Origin of the sequence: Endozoicomonas acroporae, assembly GCF_002864045.1 — a bacterium.
GTDB classification, from domain to species: Bacteria; Pseudomonadota; Gammaproteobacteria; order Pseudomonadales; family Endozoicomonadaceae; genus Endozoicomonas; species Endozoicomonas acroporae.
Genome location: NZ_PJPV01000085.1, coordinates 1 through 18240 on the forward strand (window position 1 = coordinate 1; position 18240 = coordinate 18240).

14 protein-coding genes and 1 pseudogene are annotated in these 18240 nt (G+C 49.6%); 7 read left to right on the forward strand and 8 right to left on the reverse strand.

Annotation, left to right across the window (positions count from 1 at the left end):
- Positions 1-81: 81 nt before the first annotated feature.
- The 4 genes and pseudogenes from CX664_RS14875 to CX664_RS14890 all read left to right on the forward strand — a co-directional run bounded on the left by CX664_RS14875 (position 82) and on the right by CX664_RS14890 (position 7379).
- Entirely contained in the window at positions 82-3504 is a 3423-nt protein-coding gene (locus tag CX664_RS14875; protein ID WP_101747500.1) for an RAP domain-containing protein, read from the forward strand.
- Positions 3505-3660: 156 nt separating this feature from the next.
- On the forward strand, positions 3661-6315 hold the full coding sequence (locus CX664_RS14880; protein ID WP_101747501.1) for an RAP domain-containing protein: 2655 nt from the start codon (positions 3661-3663) through the stop codon (positions 6313-6315).
- A gap of 40 nt (positions 6316-6355) precedes the next feature.
- Positions 6356-6643 (forward strand): annotated as a pseudogene (locus CX664_RS14885) (hypothetical protein); the annotation flags it as partial.
- Between the two features lie 142 nt (positions 6644-6785).
- Positions 6786-7379: a hypothetical protein gene (locus tag CX664_RS14890; RefSeq protein ID WP_101747502.1), complete on the forward strand. Its 594-nt coding sequence runs from the start codon at positions 6786-6788 to the stop codon at positions 7377-7379.
- Positions 7380-7684: 305 nt separating this feature from the next.
- Here CX664_RS14890 and CX664_RS14895 read toward each other — a convergent pair whose 3' ends face one another.
- From CX664_RS14895 to CX664_RS14910, 4 genes are all read right to left on the reverse strand, one after another.
- Positions 7685-8191 (reverse strand): hypothetical protein, encoded by a 507-nt coding sequence (locus CX664_RS14895; RefSeq protein WP_101747503.1) that lies wholly within the window; start codon positions 8189-8191, stop codon positions 7685-7687.
- Positions 8192-8382: 191 nt separating this feature from the next.
- Positions 8383-9078, reverse strand: coding sequence for a Sir2 family NAD+-dependent deacetylase (cobB, locus tag CX664_RS14900; protein ID WP_101747504.1), 696 nt, complete (start codon positions 9076-9078; stop codon positions 8383-8385).
- 15 nt (positions 9079-9093) lie between these two features.
- Entirely contained in the window at positions 9094-10467 is a 1374-nt protein-coding gene (locus CX664_RS14905; protein ID WP_101747506.1) for a hypothetical protein, read from the reverse strand.
- A gap of 118 nt (positions 10468-10585) precedes the next feature.
- On the reverse strand, positions 10586-12430 hold the full coding sequence (locus tag CX664_RS14910) for a beta-ketoacyl synthase (protein ID WP_101747507.1): 1845 nt from the start codon (positions 12428-12430) through the stop codon (positions 10586-10588).
- A gap of 187 nt (positions 12431-12617) precedes the next feature.
- Here CX664_RS14910 and CX664_RS14915 point away from each other — a divergent pair, with 187 nt between their 5' ends.
- From CX664_RS14915 to CX664_RS14925, 3 genes are read left to right on the forward strand one after another with little or no spacing between them, the layout of a single operon-like run.
- Positions 12618-13643 (forward strand): GlxA family transcriptional regulator, encoded by a 1026-nt coding sequence (locus tag CX664_RS14915; RefSeq protein WP_101747508.1) that lies wholly within the window; start codon positions 12618-12620, stop codon positions 13641-13643.
- Between the two features lie 46 nt (positions 13644-13689).
- Positions 13690-14133 (forward strand): DUF2147 domain-containing protein, encoded by a 444-nt coding sequence (locus CX664_RS14920; protein ID WP_101747509.1) that lies wholly within the window; start codon positions 13690-13692, stop codon positions 14131-14133.
- A gap of 26 nt (positions 14134-14159) precedes the next feature.
- Positions 14160-14672 carry a class I SAM-dependent methyltransferase gene (locus CX664_RS14925; RefSeq protein ID WP_101747511.1) on the forward strand — a complete coding sequence of 171 codons (513 nt, stop codon included), beginning with the start codon at positions 14160-14162 and terminating at the stop codon, positions 14670-14672.
- Between the two features lie 25 nt (positions 14673-14697).
- Here the strand turns inward: CX664_RS14925 and CX664_RS14930 are convergent, their stop codons facing one another.
- The 4 genes from CX664_RS14930 to CX664_RS14945 all read right to left on the reverse strand — a co-directional run bounded on the left by CX664_RS14930 (position 14698) and on the right by CX664_RS14945 (position 18238).
- A complete protein-coding gene (locus CX664_RS14930) occupies positions 14698-15063 on the reverse strand; it encodes a hypothetical protein (RefSeq protein ID WP_101747512.1) in 366 nt (121 codons plus the stop codon).
- Positions 15064-15326: 263 nt separating this feature from the next.
- Positions 15327-15584: a FeoC-like transcriptional regulator gene (locus CX664_RS14935; RefSeq protein ID WP_101747513.1), complete on the reverse strand. Its 258-nt coding sequence runs from the start codon at positions 15582-15584 to the stop codon at positions 15327-15329.
- Between the two features lie 90 nt (positions 15585-15674).
- Positions 15675-18008: a Fe(2+) transporter permease subunit FeoB gene (feoB, locus tag CX664_RS14940; protein WP_101747514.1), complete on the reverse strand. Its 2334-nt coding sequence runs from the start codon at positions 18006-18008 to the stop codon at positions 15675-15677.
- Positions 18005-18238, reverse strand: coding sequence for a FeoA family protein (locus tag CX664_RS14945; RefSeq protein ID WP_101747532.1), 234 nt, complete (start codon positions 18236-18238; stop codon positions 18005-18007). Before CX664_RS14945 ends, feoB begins: the two co-directional genes overlap by 4 nt.
- Positions 18239-18240: the final 2 nt, after the last annotated feature.

The following is an 18240-nucleotide window of genomic DNA, read 5'->3' on the forward strand; positions in this document are numbered from 1 at the left end:
TAAACTCAGCAAAATGAACTTCTGAACAGAACACAACAGCAGTCTGCTTTTTATATTTTCATGAATTAATGAAATATAATTATGGATAGAAGCTCTGCTGGTATCAGTGATAAATACACAAGATCAGGTAATGATTACAACCAACCGAGTGACCATGCACCTTCTTCAGGGCGTGGACGATACAGATATGCCACAGTCAGACAATGGAGTAATCCCCCCCGCACTACACCGGGTCGCAATGACTTTTACCACTCTTCTGGCACACGTTCTTCTCAACATCTACAGTGCCGTTCAGTAAGCTCTGCTCAAGATTTTAATGCCCTTATCAAACAGGAAATAATGGATGGTCTGGTGAGTAAATCGGATCATTTCGGTCATCGCTATGATGGGAGAGATCACGGTCGATATGCCAGTTCAATTAAAAAATACACGTCAGCTGCTAAAAGACCGTTAAACCGGGCGGAACAAAGCCAACTGATACGTATGCTGCAAAATTTTACCCCAACACGGCGTTGGGATTGGCGAAGCCTGACGACAACCCTTCATTCATTGACTTCAGCGGGTGTTTTTACCCCTTATAAACCCATGGATGAGCGTGTCAGGTTTACTCAAGCTGCCTTATTGTCAATGCTACTTGATGCAGTAATATTCAAGTGCAATCAAAAACCTCAAGCCAGGGATATTGATGCCCGGGGAATCGCCAACCTGTTGTGGGCCATGGCGAAACTGGTGGACCACGGGCAGAAGCGGACATCAGAGTTCAACGGGGCTGTGGCCGCCCTGTTGCTCCACGTGATCGCACAGAAAGACCAATTTAAGGCCCAGGGCATTGCCAATCTGCTGTGGGCCATGGCGAAACTGGTGGACAACGGCCAGGAGCGGACACCCGGGCTCAACGAGGCCGTGGCCACGCTTTTGTCCTACGTGAACGCACAGAAAGACCAATTTAATGCCCAGCATATTGCCAACCTGCTGTGGGCCATGGCGAAACTGGTGGACAACGAGCAGGAGCAGACACCAGGGCTCAAAGAAGCCGTGGTCGCCCTGTTGACCCTCGTGAGCGCACAGAAAGACCAATTTAATGCCCAGGGTATCGCCAACCTGCTGTGGGCCATGGCGAAACTGGTGGACAACGGTCAGATGCAGACACCACACCTTAAAAAGGCCATGTTAGCTCTGTTGCCCCACGTGAACGTACAGAAAGACCAATTTATTCCTCAGGCTATCGTTAACCTGCTGTGGGCCATGGCGAAACTGTTGGACAACGAGCAGGAGCAGACACCAGAACTCAAAGAGGCTGTGGCTGCGCTGTTGCCCCAAGTAAACACAAAAAAAGCTTGCTTTAATCCACAGGAAATCACCAACCTGCTGTGGGCCATGGCGAAACTGGTGGACAACGAGCAGGAGCAGACACCAGGGCTCAAAGAAGCCGTGGTCGCCCTGTTGCCCCTCGTGAGCGCACAGAAAGACCAATTTAATGCCCAGGGTATCGCCAACCTGCTGTGGGCCATGGCGAAACTGGTGGACAACGGGCAGGAGCGGACACCGGGGCTCAACAAGGCATTGGCTGCATTGTTACCCAAAGTGAACACTCAGCAAGACCAATTTAACGCTCAAGGGATCGCCAACCTGCTGTGGGGCATGGCGAAACTGGTGGACAATGGCCAGAAATGGACACCAGAGCTTAAAGAAGCTGTGGCTGCGCAATTACCCCATGTGAACGCACAAAAAGCTAATTTTAAACCACAGGAAATCACCAACCTGCTGTGGGCCATGGCGAAGCTGGTGGACAACGGCCAGAAGTGGTCACCAGAGTTCTACGGGGCTGTGGCCGCACTGTTACCCCACGTGATCGCACGGAAAGACCAATTTACTTCTCAGCATATCGTCAACCTGCTGTGGGTCATGGCAAAACTCCTGGACAACGGCCAGGAGTGGACACCACCAGAGCTCAAAGAGGCTGTGGCCGCACTGTTGTCGCAAGTGAACGAACATAAAGACCAATTTAATGCCCAGCATATTGCCAACCTCCTGTGGGCCATGGCGAAACTGTCGGACAACGGTCAAGAACAGACACCAGAATTCAGCGCAACCGTGGCCGTGCTGTTGCCCCACGTGAAGGCACAGAAAGCTAACTTTAAACCACAGGAAATCGCCATCCTGCTCTGGGCCATGGCGAAACTGGTGGACAACCGGCAGGAGCAGGCAACAGGTCTCATGGAAGCCGTGGTCGCCCTGTTGCCCCTTGTGAACGCAAAGAAAGACCAATTTAATGCCCAAGGGGTCACCAACCTGCTGTGGGCCGTGGCGAAACTGGTGGACAACGGGCAGGAGCAGACACCAGTGCTCAAAGAGGCCGTGGTTGCCCTGTTGCCCCAAGTGAATGCGCAGAAAGACCAATTTAATGCCCAGGGGATCGCCAACCTGCTGTGGGCCATGGTGAAATTGGTGGACGACGTGCAAGAGCCGACACCAGAGCTCAAAAAAGCCGTCACCACGCTGTTGCCCCAAGTGAACGAACAGAAAGCTAACTTTAAACCACAGGAAATTGCCAACCTGCTGTGGGCCACTGCGAAACTGGTGGACGACGTGCAGGAGCAGACACTCGAGTTTAAAGAGGCCGTCACAGCGCTGTTGCCCCACGTGAATGCACAGAAAGCTAACTTTAAACCACAGGAAATCGCCGTCCTGCTCTGGGCCATGGCGAAACCGGGTGAGCTCGTTGAGCTGAACCTGGTTACCTCTATCTTCAAATCGCTTGTCCACAAAATCAGTGAAAACCCTCAGCTCTCTCAGAAAGCCATATTGATGTCTCTCTGGGGAGTCATGGTATGCTGTGCCAGGCTTTCTCTGGTCTCCACTGCCAATAAATATAACGTGCTTGAAAAGCACATGGATGACCTGTTTACTCGCCTGGAAAATACATCCCCGGATAATGAAGAGGATCAAACCATCATTGCCATGGCCGCAAGTTGGCTTGGCAGAGTGTGTCCGTTGGACCCCCATTACCCGACGATGACTTCAAAACCTCAAACTGTCGTCCGCAATCAACTCCAATCATGCATGCCCTCTTTGAAGATTGAAGAAGAAAAGAGTCTGAACTCATTACCTCCGGTTGACCTGCTACTGCCAGATCACAACATTGTGATTGAAGTTCAGGGACCGTCTCATTACGTGAGTGGCGATTTCAAAACCAGGAAGGGTTCGACTCTGCTGAAAATCGCACTGCTGCAAAAAGCAGGATTTGAGGTCATTGAAATTCCGGCTAACCAGCTTTGGCACCAGGATTTAAGGAAACCATTTATTGATCAAATAAAGGCCAGGGTAAACATCCTGCCACAGAGTCATGGCTCTGTGGCACTTAACATCGGGTGGGCAGATGAGACACTCGTTACTACCAATAAAGCATGGCAACCCTCAGATCACTGCTACTTAACCATCGAAGAGCGTTTAAAAGAGCAAACCGGCAAACCAGGAAATAGGATGAAAAAAAACAGCCCGTAATCGTCCCCCTGCCATCATGACTCAGGAACCGTTTTCACAATTCAGAGTAGATGTTCTCCTCCAACCACTTGCGTTTATAGACAGTTCAGCAAAATGAACTTCTGAACAGAACAGCAGTCTGCTTTTTATATTTTCATGAATTAATGAAATATAATTATGGATAGAAGCTCTGCTGGTATCAGTGGTAAATACACAAGATCAGGTAATCATTACAACCAACCGAATGACCATGCCCCTTCTTCAGGGCGTGGACGATATAGACATGCCACAGTCAGACAATGTGATAATCCCCCCCGCAATGCTCCGGGGCGTAATGAACTTTACCTTTCTTCTGGCGCACGCTCTTCTCAACATTTACATTGCCGTTCAGTTAACCCTGCTCAAGATTTTAATGCTCTCATCAAACAGGAAATAATGGATGATCTGGTGAGAAAATCGGATCGTTTCGGTCATCGCTATGATGGGAGATATCACGGTCAATTTGCCAGTTCGATTAAAAAATACACGTCAGCTGCTCAAAGACCGTTAAATCGATCTGAACAAAGCCAGCTGATACGTATGCTGCAAAATTTTACCCCAACACGGCGCTGGGATTGGCGAAGCCTGACGACAACACTTCATTCATTTACTTCAGCGGGTGTTTTTACCTTTCATAAACCCATGGATGAGCGTGTTAAGCTTACTCAAGCTCACTTATTGTCAACGCTAATTGATGCAATAATATTTAACTGCAGCCAAAAAACTGAAGCCAGGAATATTGATGCCCGAGGTATCGCCAACCTGCTGTGGGTCATGGCGAAACTGGTGGACAACGGGCAGAAGCGGACATCACAGTTCAACGAGGCCGTTGTCGCGCTGTTGCCCCACGTGAACGCAAAGAAAGACCAATTTAAGGCCCAGGGCATTGCCAACCTGCTGTGGGCCATGGCGAAACTGGTGGACAACGGGCTGGAGCGGACATCAGGGCTCAACGAGGCCGTTGTCGCGCTGTTGCCCCACGTGAACGCACAGAAAGACCAACTTAAGGCCCAGGGCATTGCCAACCTGCTGTGGGCCATGGCGAAACTGGTGGACAACGGGCTGGAGCGGACACCAGGGCTCAACAAGGCCGTGGTCGCCCTGTTGCCCCTCGTGAACGCACAGAAAAACCAACTTAATGCCCAGGCCATTGCCAACCTGCTGTGGGCTATGGCGAAACTGGTGGATAACGGGCTGGAGCGGACACGGGGGCTCAACGAGGCCGTGGCCGCCCTGTTGCCCCTCGTGAACGCACAGAAAAACCAATTTATTCCTCAGCATATCGCCAACCTGCTGTGGGCCATGGCGAAACTGGTGGACCACGGGCAGAAGCAGACACAGGGGCTCAACGAGGCCGTGGTCGCCTTGTTGCCCCTCGTGAACGCACAGAAAAACCAACTTAATGCCCAGGCCATTGCCAACCTGCTGTGGGCCATTACGAAACTGGTGGACAACAGGCAGGAGTGGACACCAGAGTTTAAAGCGGCCGTGGCCGCCCTGTTGCCCCTCGTGAACGCACAGAAAAACCAACTCAATGCCCAGGGAATCGCCAACCTGTTGTGGGCCATGGCGAAACTGGTGGACAACGGGCTGGAGCGGACACAGGGGCTCAACGAGGCCGTGGCCGCCCTGCTGCCCCTCGTGAACGCACAAAAAAACCAACTTAATGCCCAGGCCATTGCCAACCTGCTGTGGGCCATGGCGAAACTGGTGGACAACGAGCAGAAGCAGACAACACCCGGGCTCAACGAGGCCGTGGCCGCCCTGCTGCCCCTCGTGAACGCACAGAAAGACCAATTTATTCCTCAGCATATCACCAACCTGCTGTGGGCCATGGCGAAACTGGTGGACCACGGGCAGGAGCAGACACAGGAGCTCAACGAGGCCGTGGCCGCGCTGTTGCCCCTCGTGAACGCACAGAAAGACCAATTTATTCCTCAGCATATCGCCAACCTGCTGTGGGCCATGGCGAAACTGGGTGAGCTCGTTGAGTTGAACGTGGTTACCTCTTCGTTCGAATCTCTTGTGTACAGAATCAGTGAAAACCCTCAACTCCCTCAACAAGATATATCGATGTCTCTCTGGGGAGTCATGGTGTGCTGTGCCAGGTTGTCTCTGGTCTCCAATACCAATAAAAATAACGTACTTGAAAAGCACATGGATGACCTGTTGACTCGCCTGGAAAATGCCTCGCCAGATAATGAAGAGGATCAATCCATCATGATCATGGCCGCCATTTGGCTTGGCAGACCGAGTCTGGTTGTCCGCCATTACCAGACAGCCATTTCAAAAACCCAAGCCGAATTCCGCAACCGACTCCAATCATCTATTCCCTCTTTGAAAATTGAAGAAGAAAAGAGTCTGAACTCATTACCTCCAGTTGACCTGCTTCTGCCAGATCACAACGTTGTGATTGAAATTCAGGGGCCGTCGCATTACGTGGGTGGTGATTTCAAAACCAGGAATGGTTCGACTCTGCTGAAAATCGCACTGCTGCAAAAATCAGGATTTGAGGTCATTGAAATCCCGGTTAACCAGCTTTGGAGCCCGGACTCAATAAAACGATGTATTGATCAAATAAAGATCAGGGTGGACATCCTGGAACAGCGGCATGGCTCTGTACCACATACTCAAACGCGAGGGGCAGGTGAGCCATATGTTACTGACGATAAAGGATGGCAAGATCACTGTGACTTAACTACCGAAGGACATTCAGAAGAGCAAACAGGTAAATCAAAAAGTAGAAAAAAGAAGAGAAAAAAAAGGCCAGTAACCTCTTCCCTTCCATCATGACTCAAGAACCGTTTTCACATTATAGTCATTATCACCAGTAACAACGAGCAAGGATTACCGGGTGATTTTTGTGGGCGACGCCGCCATGTCTCCCTATGAAATTACCTCACCCGGCGGCAGTGTCGAACATTTCAATGAAGAGGCCGGTCAGGTCTGGATGTCACGGCTGAAAGCGCACTTTGACCGGGTCGCATGGCTGAACCCCTCCCCGGAACATGCCTGGCAATATACCTCATCAACACGACTGATTGATGAGCAGATGGAAGGCAAAATGTTCCCGCTGACCATTAATGGCCTGGAAGAGGCAATGGGCTATCTTGCTGGATAAATAATTTTTCAAAGAGGGAACGATTTTCGTGTCAAACAGTCCGATTAGGTAAGAGTGTATCATTAAGAGATTCTGAATGATTCATTACTCTTCACCATTCGAATGTTAACATCTACTTCAAATTAGCGAGGAAGGTCTTTCAATGCTGAACCCACCAGTAAGTTATCGCCCGCAACAATCACCAGATTTTACCTCTTATGCAACTGTAATAAGTGAAGAGGATCAGGGGAAATTTAATGATTTTGTAACAAAAATTATCAAAACTGCTGATGATGGTATTGAAAATGCCGCTTCAGAATTAGGCTGCACACCCAAACAAGTTGCCCAACCATTGAGTGATTATTTGATAAAGCATTATTCATTGTCAGCACCGCAAGATTCGAGGATCAGTACCGCTTCAAAAAATCCTGACAACCCCGATAATTGGAGATGGGATCTCTGGGAAAAAAAACTTTATACGCCTGAGGGTTATTTTGTATCAGATGAGATAGAAAAGAAAATTTCTTTTGCATTTGAGGGTGAGCTATTCGGGAAAAATCTTCAATCATGCAAAGATGAGTTGCCTAACATGCATGTAGCTACACCAAGTTCAGCTTATGAATGTAAAAATGGTTATGCAATCGTAACCAAATTCTGTCAAAATTTAAAACCGATTACCCCATTGATTCGCTATTGTATTAGTGAAGGTATGTTCTCATATGAATTCATTAATAATTTGTTCGATATGTCCAAATAAATAAACATAGAAACACGAAGTACACAAATACTCATGACGATTGTTCGTCACCCTCTGGTATGAAAGATTTGCCACGGAGGCACGGAGACACAGAGGTAAAACTTTATCTTGTCTCCGTGCCTCTGTGTCTCCGTGGCAATTTTTCTTTCACGGCAAATGGCAAAGAGCACGAAGGAATAGAACATCTCTTCTTTGTGTTCTTCGTCGTTCCTTCTTCAACTTCCCGAATCTGGGAGTAGGCGCTTAATGTCTTCCCTAAGAGTTGCAGCCAAGCTCAGATATACAACTTACAGGTGCCACAACCATTAACACCAGTACGACAGCATCCGTAATGGGTTGTTCCTATAATGGTGTTCAATACGCTCTTCAATTTCTGATGTGGCTGCTTTCCCACCCAACAGCTGCCACTGTTTTGCCTGGGTCAGATCCTCGTCAGATACTGCCGCCATTAAATTTTGGTTAAGTTTGTCCTCAGGATAAAACTGCGACAATACTTTATCGTATTCCCCAACCTGGAAACGATTATTTTCTGCTGCGAATCTTAACTTATCATCCAGAAACTTGTCGTCTATTCGGCCACCGAATTCAATCCAGGCTTTGATATTCTCAACAGGAGTCTCCACTGCCATGGAACGTCTCAGGCAGTGATCTTTTTCCTCTTGAGTAAATGTGCTGATACCAAGCTTTAACAGCGTCTGTGCGACAGTAAAATCCGCTGACTTAGCAGCCTCACTGCGGACTTCCGGAATTATTTTCTCAACTTTCGGCCCACCTGCCTTCAACGCCCATTTTGCTGCTTCCGTATGGCCCATAAATACAACCTCCCTGAAAAATTGCTCAATAGGATCATCTTCATAGATTTCCCGACTAAGTGAACGAATATAAAAAAGGAATTCAATATAAGATAAATTTATGCCTGGTTCTTTATGAAATGGTCTAAACAGACGTAATAGACTTTTTAATTTATCATCAACTTTTCTGCATTAAGTTTCCCAAACCCATATCACAACAGCGAACTGAAGAAACGGTCAACCACTTTGGTAGCTGCACCGTAATACTGTTCATCAAACAAAGAGGCGTGATTGCCCGGCTCAAGGTTCAATTCAACCGTCTTTGCTCCTGCTGCAGCAGCCTCCTGAAAGAACCCGGCAGCGGGATAGACGTTTCCTGACGTACCAATGGAAACAAAGAGATCACAGACGGACAGTGCCTGATAAATCTCATCCATCCGTAAAGGCATCTCACCAAACCAGACAATATGTGGACGAAGATTACCGGCAACACCGCAGCATTCACAGGGAGTGTCGACGGTAACATCCTGATCCCAATAAAAAACCTGCCCTGTCTCCTGGCAGTGAACTTTCAATAACTCACCATGCATGTGAATCAGCCGGTTGCTCCCTGCCCGCTCATGGAGATCATCAACATTTTGCGTCACCAGAAGAAAACTTCCGGAGAAATGACGTTCAAACGCGGCAAGTACCTGGTGAGCACGGTTTGGTTTAACTGAGTTCAGCTGCCGCCTTCTATCGTTGTAAAAGCGTTGTACCAGTACGGGGTTTCGGGCGTAGCCTTCAGGGGTTGCCACATCGTCAACAGGATGATTCTCCCAGAGCCCGTCACTGGCCCGGAATGTTCTGATTCCGGACTCGGCAGAGATACCCGCACCGGTCAGTACAACAATGGATGAATAGCGCAAACCAACCTCCTGTCATCAACGACGGTATTTAGTCGTATAATGTATGGTTTTGCGGGTACCGGCAGCCACCTCAACACGAAGCTGATCCGGCTTTTCCAGCGTGGCTCCCCTGACACTGTCGAACTTTATCAGGTTGCTGTCACGCTCTCTTAACAACAGCGTAATACTGTCTTGCTGGTCATTAGAGACCGTTGCCTGCCATTTTACCACCAGCTCTTTATCACTCTTCTGTTCAAGATCAAGACGGTTACGCTCAACACGAACGGCCAGCGCTTCTCCCATGGTCAACCAGGCACTATCTCCTGCCGTGGTTTTGGGTAACCATGAGTGACCACTGATGATATAGCCACCCTCCGGATCCTGTTCATACAGACGAACCGGTGCAGGTGGGAGATCCAGGGGGGCCGCAAATTTCCAGGTCAGCCTGGGTCGTTCAGCCGTGGCCGTTCTGCCACCGGTGGAGCGCCCATATACGTCAAGGGTATATAGCTTTTCAAGATGCAGTGGTTCTGAGAAAAGATCCATCAGCTGTCTGCTATTGGCGGGAAGAACGGTGTCCTTTGGTAAGGTGGTCAGCAATACGTCACCGACACGTTCCCCGTAGTCAACGGTATCTGCCATAGCCGAGGCTTTAAGCATCCGGTTCTTTTGGTAAAACTCGGCAACGCCTCCTTCACCACCGGCCACAAGACGAATGGTTGCCTGATCGAAGTTGATATTGGCACTGTTGGTTAGCAGCGTTTTTAATTCCAGACGTCCCTGGTTGTGGGATAAAAGCGTTAACCGATAATGACTGTCATAGCTTAATTGAGGCGTAATATACGCGAGCTTCAGGGAACCACTCACCGGCTGCTGGCCAAAATCCGCCTTTACATACTGGAGATTTTCTCCCTGAATCTCCGAAGCGGTCAGTGACAGTATCCTCAACCCCTGGGGATCATGATAATCAATCAAATACTGACGGCCATTGTTGCCTTCCACCAGCCCGATTCCCTGCTGGTAGCTGACCAGTTTTCCCTGAATGGCAACGTTGAGACTGCCACCAAACAGTTCAACGTTTTTGCCAAGCAGATTCCGGTAGTAATTATCGCGATCCAGGCCGCCCTGATGCCAGAAAACGTCCTCAGGCCGGTAAACGGTATCACCATCGACGTATTCAAGATTAAGACTGCCATCAAGCCGGTTGATCGGCAGACCGGCAATCTTCAGACTGCCCTGCCCATCGGGTCGGGTATCGAACCTCTGGCTGACCAGGGCTTGATCACTGTAGAGCGTCACTACCGTTGACTGTGCTTGTTCAACGTTCAATCTGCCCGGTAACGATTCATCTGAGGCCCGGGTTATCACGAACCCGGACATCAGCAGAAGCAGTAATAAGTGCTTAAACATAATGGCTCACCTGTACGCCACTGAATTGATAGGTTTGCAAGCACTTTAAAACGAATAGATTGCGTTGTCTCGCAACTTCACAGAAATGAGCGAATCACTAAGGGCAGCCCCCACGATGTTATCCGTTAAACTGCCAGAACGGGTTTTCCATCTCCAGATCTAGCGCCTTCCCATAGCCCGGAACATTTACTTGTTTTTCCGTAAAGGTTAGGTCAGAACCGTCCAGCACACCCTCACCAAACTGATAAATGGGGTTTGCATCACTGCTCTGGCAGCGCTGTTCATAGTCATCCTGCTGCTGGGTGACTGTCTCATTTTTCTGTTGCCACTGCGTCATGGCCTTATCACCATGGCGGGCTTTCAGCATTTTTCGGGTTATTTCCGGGCTGAGCAGCAGGGCTGTGGCATTGTTGCCACCAAAACCCTTGGCATTAATCAGGGCAAGATCCATCTGATCAGCCCCGGTTTCCAGGTGATTCAGCAGAATATTGAGATTTTCCGAATAAACGTCTTCAGCCAGGCCATTGATCGTTCTGATACCGGGAATAAATCCATGCTTCCAGACGCCGAGTGTCGCCATAATCTGATCACCACCCGCTGCGCCGATGGAATGACCAAGGTAACTTTTAACCGCAGCCACCGGCCAGCTTTCCATACCAAACACTTTTGCGGTTTCACTGAGAATCTGCGACTCGGTCACCCGGTTCTGCGGCGTTCCTGTGCCATGGGCCTGAACAAAACTCCGGTAACGAAGGGCGTCTTCGCCAGCAATGGCTCTGCCCAGGGCGGCAGCCCGGGCCACGGTCAAATGATTACCGGCTCCCGGGGCAGAAATAGACTTCTTGAAACCATCCGCATTAATAAAGACATCCGCCACCGATCCCAGGATCTGTGCACCACATTCAAGGGCCAGTTCGTCATCCATCAACACCAGAAACTGGCTGGATTCGGCAATGGTGAAACCGGCATTGTCGGCAAATGGACGACAGGCTCTGCGCCAGTCCGGATGGTCAGAATCCGACAAACCATCCAGTTTCCGCAGTGCCGCATCCGTGGTCAAAGCCCCCATGGTGGAATAACCTTCCATGACTTCCGAGGTAATTGGCGCTTCACTGTTGCCCACAATCACCAGACGACGGCGGCCACTGCGAATTTCAGAAACAGCCTGCTCCAGGTTGTAAAGCATGGTGGCACAGGCTCCCATATTGGTACCCGTGCCACCCAGAGAGCCAAGGATATAGGCATTGATAAAATCCGCCGACATCTCGGCAAAACCCAGTGGACACTGCTTGGAAGTCACCCGTTTTCCCAGCAAGCGGGACTGAAGCAAACCGCCATTGCCGTTAAAATCCAGTTGGCTCATGGCACTGCCGGAATAGACCGCAACCTGTTCAGGGCTTAGCTTCTGCTTGACCGCAGGCCAGTCCATACCGGAAGAATAAATCGCATCGGATGCACCGAACACCGTCATTGTCAGTGACCTGGGGTGGTTCCGGGACTGGTACAGCTTTTCCGGCGCAAACCCACTGGGCAGCTGACCCGCGGCATTGACCAGTGATTCACGGATGGAAGGAATCATTAACGGCTGGCCGCCTTCGATTTTCACCTTGATCTGGCCATCTTCCAGTTTTTCTAACTGCCAGCCATCGGGCAGTGGATTGGGTAAACGACGGCCCTTCAGAATAATTTCCGATCCGGACTCAGCCTGAATGGCCTGATGAAAAGGAATGGCTTGCGGATTAAACAGGTTGTTTTCCAGCTGGCGAATCAATGTGCCCGACAGAATATCTTCCCGACTGCTGTCTTGTGGCAGATTTCTCAACGTACCAAGCGCAGCAAGGGTTTCGTGCTGCGACCGGTCACTCAGGCATTCCAGCACCAAACGACGGTAGCCATGAAAACCAGAGGTTCTTCCAGCTGGGCTGACCCCACCTTGAGCAACAATAACGGGTAATCTGGACAAACCACACTCCTGTATAACAACGGAATGATCAGCCACTCAAAGTCTGAGTAGCGATCAGGTTGTTATGAATGCAAATTAAGAATTAAATGAAGTTGGCACTAGTTTAATGATTTCGTGATAAACTTAACCGGACGAAAAAGACACGAATACGGACAAAAAAGACACATCACCGAGCAGTTTTACGCCAATGTTCCAACAACCCCCCCCAATCCAGTTAAACCGGGTACTGATCCCTATGGTGGAGCATATGATCAGTACCAGTGTGACATTACCCCTTGAGATGCTGGAAGCGGCAATGACCTACACCCGACTGTCAGCCAATAAAAAAAGTATTGAAGTTCATTTCTGTGCCAGTACGCCCGCCCCCATCACCACCACTGGCGGCCTGAGACTGACACCGGACAGAACCTTTAAACAGAGCGGCTATGGTGATCTGATCCTGATTCCTGCGCTCTGGCGCAACCCGATTCCGGTGGTCAGGAAACATCCGGAAATCATTGAGTGGTTAAAACGCCAACACGATGCCGGTGCCGTATTTGCCGCAGCTGGTACCGGGGTGGCGTTTATGGCAGAAACCGGGCTTCTGGATCAAAAACCAGCCACAACCCACTGGTTTTACATGGAAAAACTGCAACGTTTTTTCCCGGATATTGAGTTCAAACCCAATCACCTGATCACCCGGGCAGGTCGTATTTATTGCGCTGGCAGTGTCAATTCGGTCGCTGACCTGATGGTGCACATGATTGGCGTAGCGTTTGGCGAGTCCATCGCCCAAAAGGTTGAACAGCAGTTCTCCCATGAAATCAGAAAGCCCTTCAAAGACACCCATTTTGCTGAAGATCATGCCACAACCCACCAGGATGAAGTGATCGTCAACCTGCAGGACTTTATCCACCACCATTTCGCCAGTGAAATCTCTCTGGCTGCCCTTGGCAGACTGTCGGGCTTGAATGCCCGGACACTGAATCGTCGCTTTCAACAGGCCACCGGTTCCCCGCCAATGGAGTATGTCGGCAAAATCAGGCTTGATCAGGCCAGTGATCTATTAAAGAATACCAACCTGGGCATTGCCGAAATTGCCCTGCAGGTGGGATATGCCGACGCTGATTATTTTTCCAGATTGTTCAAACGTCGCTACCAGCTCACGCCTTCTGAATTTCGCAGAAGTGTCCGGGGCAAACTGTTCTACCTGAATGACACCACAATGGAATGATTACAATAAACGCCGGAAAATTCCGGGGTTTTGGAGACTCCCTCACATGTTCCCGAGAAAACGCGCCCTGGGCGCTGGATTGTTGTCCCTCTGCCTGTCCTCATTCAGCCTGGCGGCTTCGCCCCTGGGGCTATGGAAAACCATTGATGACAGCACGGGTAAAGCAAAAAGTTATGTCACAATCTTCGAGGAAAATGGCAAACTGTCTGGCAAAGTGACACAGATTCTTGACCCTGCCAAACAGGACAGTATTTGTGACCAGTGCCAGGGCGACCTCAAAGATCAGAAAGTTCAGGGCATGACCATACTCTGGGGCATGAAAAAGCAAGGCAGCAAATATGACGATGGAAAAATCGTCGATCCTGAATCCGGGAAAGTCTACAGCGCTAACATGAAAGTGCTGGAAGATGGCAGTAAACTGGAAGTTCGTGGTTATATCGGGTTCGCGCTGATTGGCCGTTCGCAAACCTGGGAACGTGTTGAAGATTAGCGCATAATCCCTTGAACTCATTAATAATGACCACCGCGTTTCTGGTGGCAGCCGGTCTGATCACCGTCTCTATTCTCTTCTGGACCCTGCGCCTGGGCATTGGCCCTACTCCCACCTCGCGAAAAGTCAGGGCGGCGATCAGAGATATCCTTCCAGATAACGTGTCCGGTCATGTTATGGAGCTTGGTTGTGGCTGGGGACACCTGATTCCCACTTTAAGAGAAAAATACCCTGACAAAAAAATTGAGGCCTGGGAACGTTCTCCGGTTCCAGCCCTGTTTGCTGAGGCAAGGTATGGGATCGATGTTATAAAAGCGGATTTCTTCAAGGCAGCCCCTGGTAACGCGGGCCTTGTTGTTTGCTATTTGTATCCCGGAGCGATGGAACGTGTTGAAAGAGAATTGATTCCTCAACTGCCACCTGGTTGCTGGTTACTTACCCACACCTTCAGTTTATCAGGCAGAGTGCCGGTAAGGACGCTTAAGGCCAACGATCTTTACCAGACACCTGTTTTTCTTTATCAAGTTCAGCCCACTTAACCTTAAAAGCCGGGGACTTAATCAATTAACGTTGTCCTGTGTTCAGATAGGCAGAAATAATATCAGCTACAAGGGTACATACTCTTGAAAAGACACTTTCTGATGCTTCAGGAACGGGTCTGGCATTGTATAATCCAGTAAATACTTCAGGGTTTGTAACCTGCAGCTTCTCAAGCTCATCTTTTTTTATCAACAGAACATAATCTTCATTATCTTTAAAAAGATCAGAAGCAAGTTCACCCTCATCATTGCTTATAATTTGTAACTCAAGTGAAACTCCATCCTGCTCTTCAACTTTCATTCCAAATGCATGCCCAGACGTCTTGTCAAAACCACTCAGGGGAACTTTGTATGTAGTACCTGTATTACCCATAGTACCGTGAATAAACATAGTCTATCTCCTACTCCATAAGAAACTTTTCAGAAAACTGAAAAAACTGTTGATCTCAATTTTTTGGACTATCGTTTGTTTTGAAAGTTCCATCATGTTACTGGATGATAATAATCAAACATCTGTTTGACTATTAAAATGGCGAAGAAGCAGACCAGCGTTATGTAAAAAACGCCAACTATATCATGATGATGTAATGGTAAAGGAGCTCAGGGGTACATAGATTTTTGATGCAGGAACAGCAAATATGCTCTGAAAGTCAGTCAGCCGATAAGACTCAATGGAATATGTTGAGACTTCCCCTGCCAGCGATAGATCTCCAACTCGGCAGGGTCACAGGAAACACACCCCTTTTTGCAAGCCACAAAGCAACCCGGCTGTTCACAGCTCAACTGACCTTTCCTTAGCCAGTGTGAGAGCATCCCTCGCATGGCCTCAGGTGTGGTATTGAATTTCACACTGAGGTCAGCCAGAGAGCACACTTTCTGCTGTTTCAAATAATCGCGGATTTTGATCAGCATGGTCAGCGCCTGTCAGGTTCCGGTGAATGGCCAAAAGCACTGAGAGTGCTTTTGGCCACGCTTTGCGTTTACGATGTCTTGCCTGGGATATCATTGCGGGCTGACATCCATCCGCCCTTGCAGTACTGAGGCTCCCATGCGCTTCATCAAGGTAACCACAATAAACATCATCAGCATGATCGATACCACCCAAAGTAGCGTTTCGCCGGGCTGCACAGATACCAGTGACAACTGGTAATAAATAGTGGCAACCGCATAGCCAAGGAAGAAAGTCCATCCGGAAATGAACAGCGTCCAGCCCAGGGTGGTTTCCCGGTAAATGGCACCTAATGCTGCTACGCAGGGAGTATAAAGAAGGATCATCAATAAGTAGGCAATGACCGCAGCATGACTGGGGAACAGGCCTGCCATAACAGAGAAGGTGCTGACCTTGACTGCCTGCTCTTCGGCAACCGCCTCCAGATCGGTCAGATCGCCAACTTCGACACCCAGAGGATCTGCCAGTGTGCCACTTAAACCACTCAGATTGGCTGGAATAGTGGCAACGGCTTCCTGCAAGCCTGCCAACAGGTCAAACGTCGTTTCACCCTCGCTGTCAGCGTTTTCAGACGCGGCAATGGCACCGTACATTGAGTCAAGCGTACCCACAACGGCTTCTTTCGCCAGAATACCTGTAAACAGCCCTACAGCCGCAGGCCAGTTTTCTTCCGTCATACCCATGGGGGCAAATACCGGGGTAATGGCTTGGCCAATCTTGCTGAGCATGGAGTTCTGAGTGTTCTGGTGACCGAAAGAGCCATCGGTACCAATAGCATTCAGGGTGTTCAGCACGACTACCACCATCACAATCGCTTTGCCAGCACGCAGGAGAAAAGCCTTGAGACGATCCCAGGTGCGTAACATGACCTGAGTCACCGATGGCAAATGGTAATTGGGCAACTCCATAATAAATGGTGAACTGTCGCCGCTAAGGATGCTCTGCTTGAGAATCAGCCCGGTAAATATTGCCGCCAGAATACCCACCAGATACAAAATAAACACCACATTCTGGCCGGACTCCGGGAAAAATGCAGCGGCAAACAGTGCATACACCGGCAATCGGGCACCGCAGGACATAAACGGAGCCATGGAGATGGTTAACAGCCGGTCCTTTTCATTGTCCAGTGTCCGTGCTGCCATAATCGCAGGCACGTTGCAGCCAAAGCCCACCAGCATGGGAACAAAGGCTTTGCCCGGAAGCCCCAGAAAGCGCATGAGCCGGTCAATGACAAAAGCAGCCCTGGCCATGTATCCCGAGTCTTCCAGTATGGAAAGAAACAGAAACAGGAAAGCAATCACCGGGATAAATGTCGACACTGTCTGGATACCGCCACCCACACCATCCGCCAGTAACGTCACTGCCCAGGCGGGAGCACCAACCGAGTTCAGCCAGTGGCCCAGACCGTCCACCAGCAGAGTCCCGGTAAAGATATCGAAAAAGTCGATAAAGGCACTGCCGAAGTTAATGGTGAACATGAACATCAGATACATGACACCCAGGAAAATGGGGAACCCAAGCACCCGGTTCAGTACCACACGATCAATGGACTCACTCAGCCGGTGACTGACAACGCCCCGCTCACGAATCACTGACTCCATAAGCTGACCAACCACATCATAACGCCGACTGGCCAGAATAATATCCAGATCTTCCTCAAGGGCAGCCTCAATGACATGACGCTGCCGGGTAGCCTCATTGACCACCTGCCAGGTCAGTTCCGGCAGAGGCACAGTGTCACCTTCCAGTAACTTCAGGGCATACCAGCGTCGGGACAGCGGACTATCAAGATTCACAGACGCTTCAAGGGTCGCTTCAATAACGGCAATGGCCTGTTCCAGCTGTTCACCAAGGTTCAATGGCGGGGCTACGGAGATACCATTATTCAGAAAATCATTAATATTTTGTAAAAAGGCTTTGATATTGCCTGACTTGCTGGCAACCAGGGGCAGCACCGGACAGCCGAGTTCCTCAGCCAGCTTGTCAATATCAATATCCATGCCCTTTTCCCTGGCAACGTCCATCATATTGAGCACAACGATGACCGGAGCACCCATGTCCAGCAATTGAGTGGTCAGGTACAGATTTCTTTCGATATTTGAAGCATCAAGAATATTGATAATTAAATCAGCTTCACGCTTCAGGATATAATCCCGCGCCACCTTTTCATCAAGAGAGACATCGCTGTCAACGACATCAAGACAATAGGTTCCGGGCAGATCAACGACTTCTATGGCGTTATCTGCAAAGGTATAAAAACCACTGCGTTTTTCCACAGTAACGCCTGGCCAGTTGCCAACCCGCTGCCGGGCACCGGTCAGCGCGTTAAACAGCGTTGTCTTACCACAGTTAGGATTTCCGACAATTGCAACAACGTGTTTTTTCATGTTCTGGAAACCTCTACAACAGCGGCTTCATCCTTTCGAATCGATAATTGGAAGCCCCTGACTTCCAACTGGATTGGGTCCCCCAATGGCGCAACACGACAAACCGTGAACCGGGTTCCGGGCGTCAGGCCCATTGCCAGCAATTTCCGCCGGTAAGCACTGCCAGCATCCGCAAAAGCGGTTACCCGGCCACATTCACCGGTTTTCAGTTCACCCAATGTCACCTTCATGT

What these genes read in the sequence shown, in the direction of transcription:
- CX664_RS14875 (WP_101747500.1), top strand. Translation starts at nt 82, where the DNA reads ATGGATAGAAGCTCTGCTGGTATCAGTGATAAATACACAAGATCAGGT.
- CX664_RS14880 (WP_101747501.1), top strand. Translation starts at nt 3,661, where the DNA reads ATGGATAGAAGCTCTGCTGGTATCAGTGGTAAATACACAAGATCAGGT.
- CX664_RS14890 (WP_101747502.1), top strand. Translation starts at nt 6,786, where the DNA reads ATGCTGAACCCACCAGTAAGTTATCGCCCGCAACAATCACCAGATTTT.
- CX664_RS14895 (WP_101747503.1), bottom strand. Translation starts at nt 8,191, where the DNA reads ATGGGCCATACGGAAGCAGCAAAATGGGCGTTGAAGGCAGGTGGGCCG.
- CX664_RS14905 (WP_101747506.1), bottom strand. Translation starts at nt 10,467, where the DNA reads ATGTTTAAGCACTTATTACTGCTTCTGCTGATGTCCGGGTTCGTGATA.
- CX664_RS14915 (WP_101747508.1), top strand. Translation starts at nt 12,618, where the DNA reads ATGTTCCAACAACCCCCCCCAATCCAGTTAAACCGGGTACTGATCCCT.
- CX664_RS14920 (WP_101747509.1), top strand. Translation starts at nt 13,690, where the DNA reads ATGTTCCCGAGAAAACGCGCCCTGGGCGCTGGATTGTTGTCCCTCTGC.
- CX664_RS14925 (WP_101747511.1), top strand. Translation starts at nt 14,160, where the DNA reads ATGACCACCGCGTTTCTGGTGGCAGCCGGTCTGATCACCGTCTCTATT.
- CX664_RS14930 (WP_101747512.1), bottom strand. Translation starts at nt 15,063, where the DNA reads ATGTTTATTCACGGTACTATGGGTAATACAGGTACTACATACAAAGTT.
- CX664_RS14935 (WP_101747513.1), bottom strand. Translation starts at nt 15,584, where the DNA reads ATGCTGATCAAAATCCGCGATTATTTGAAACAGCAGAAAGTGTGCTCT.
- feoB (WP_101747514.1), bottom strand. Translation starts at nt 18,008, where the DNA reads ATGAAAAAACACGTTGTTGCAATTGTCGGAAATCCTAACTGTGGTAAG.
- CX664_RS14945 (WP_101747532.1), bottom strand. Translation starts at nt 18,238, where the DNA reads ATGAAGGTGACATTGGGTGAACTGAAAACCGGTGAATGTGGCCGGGTA.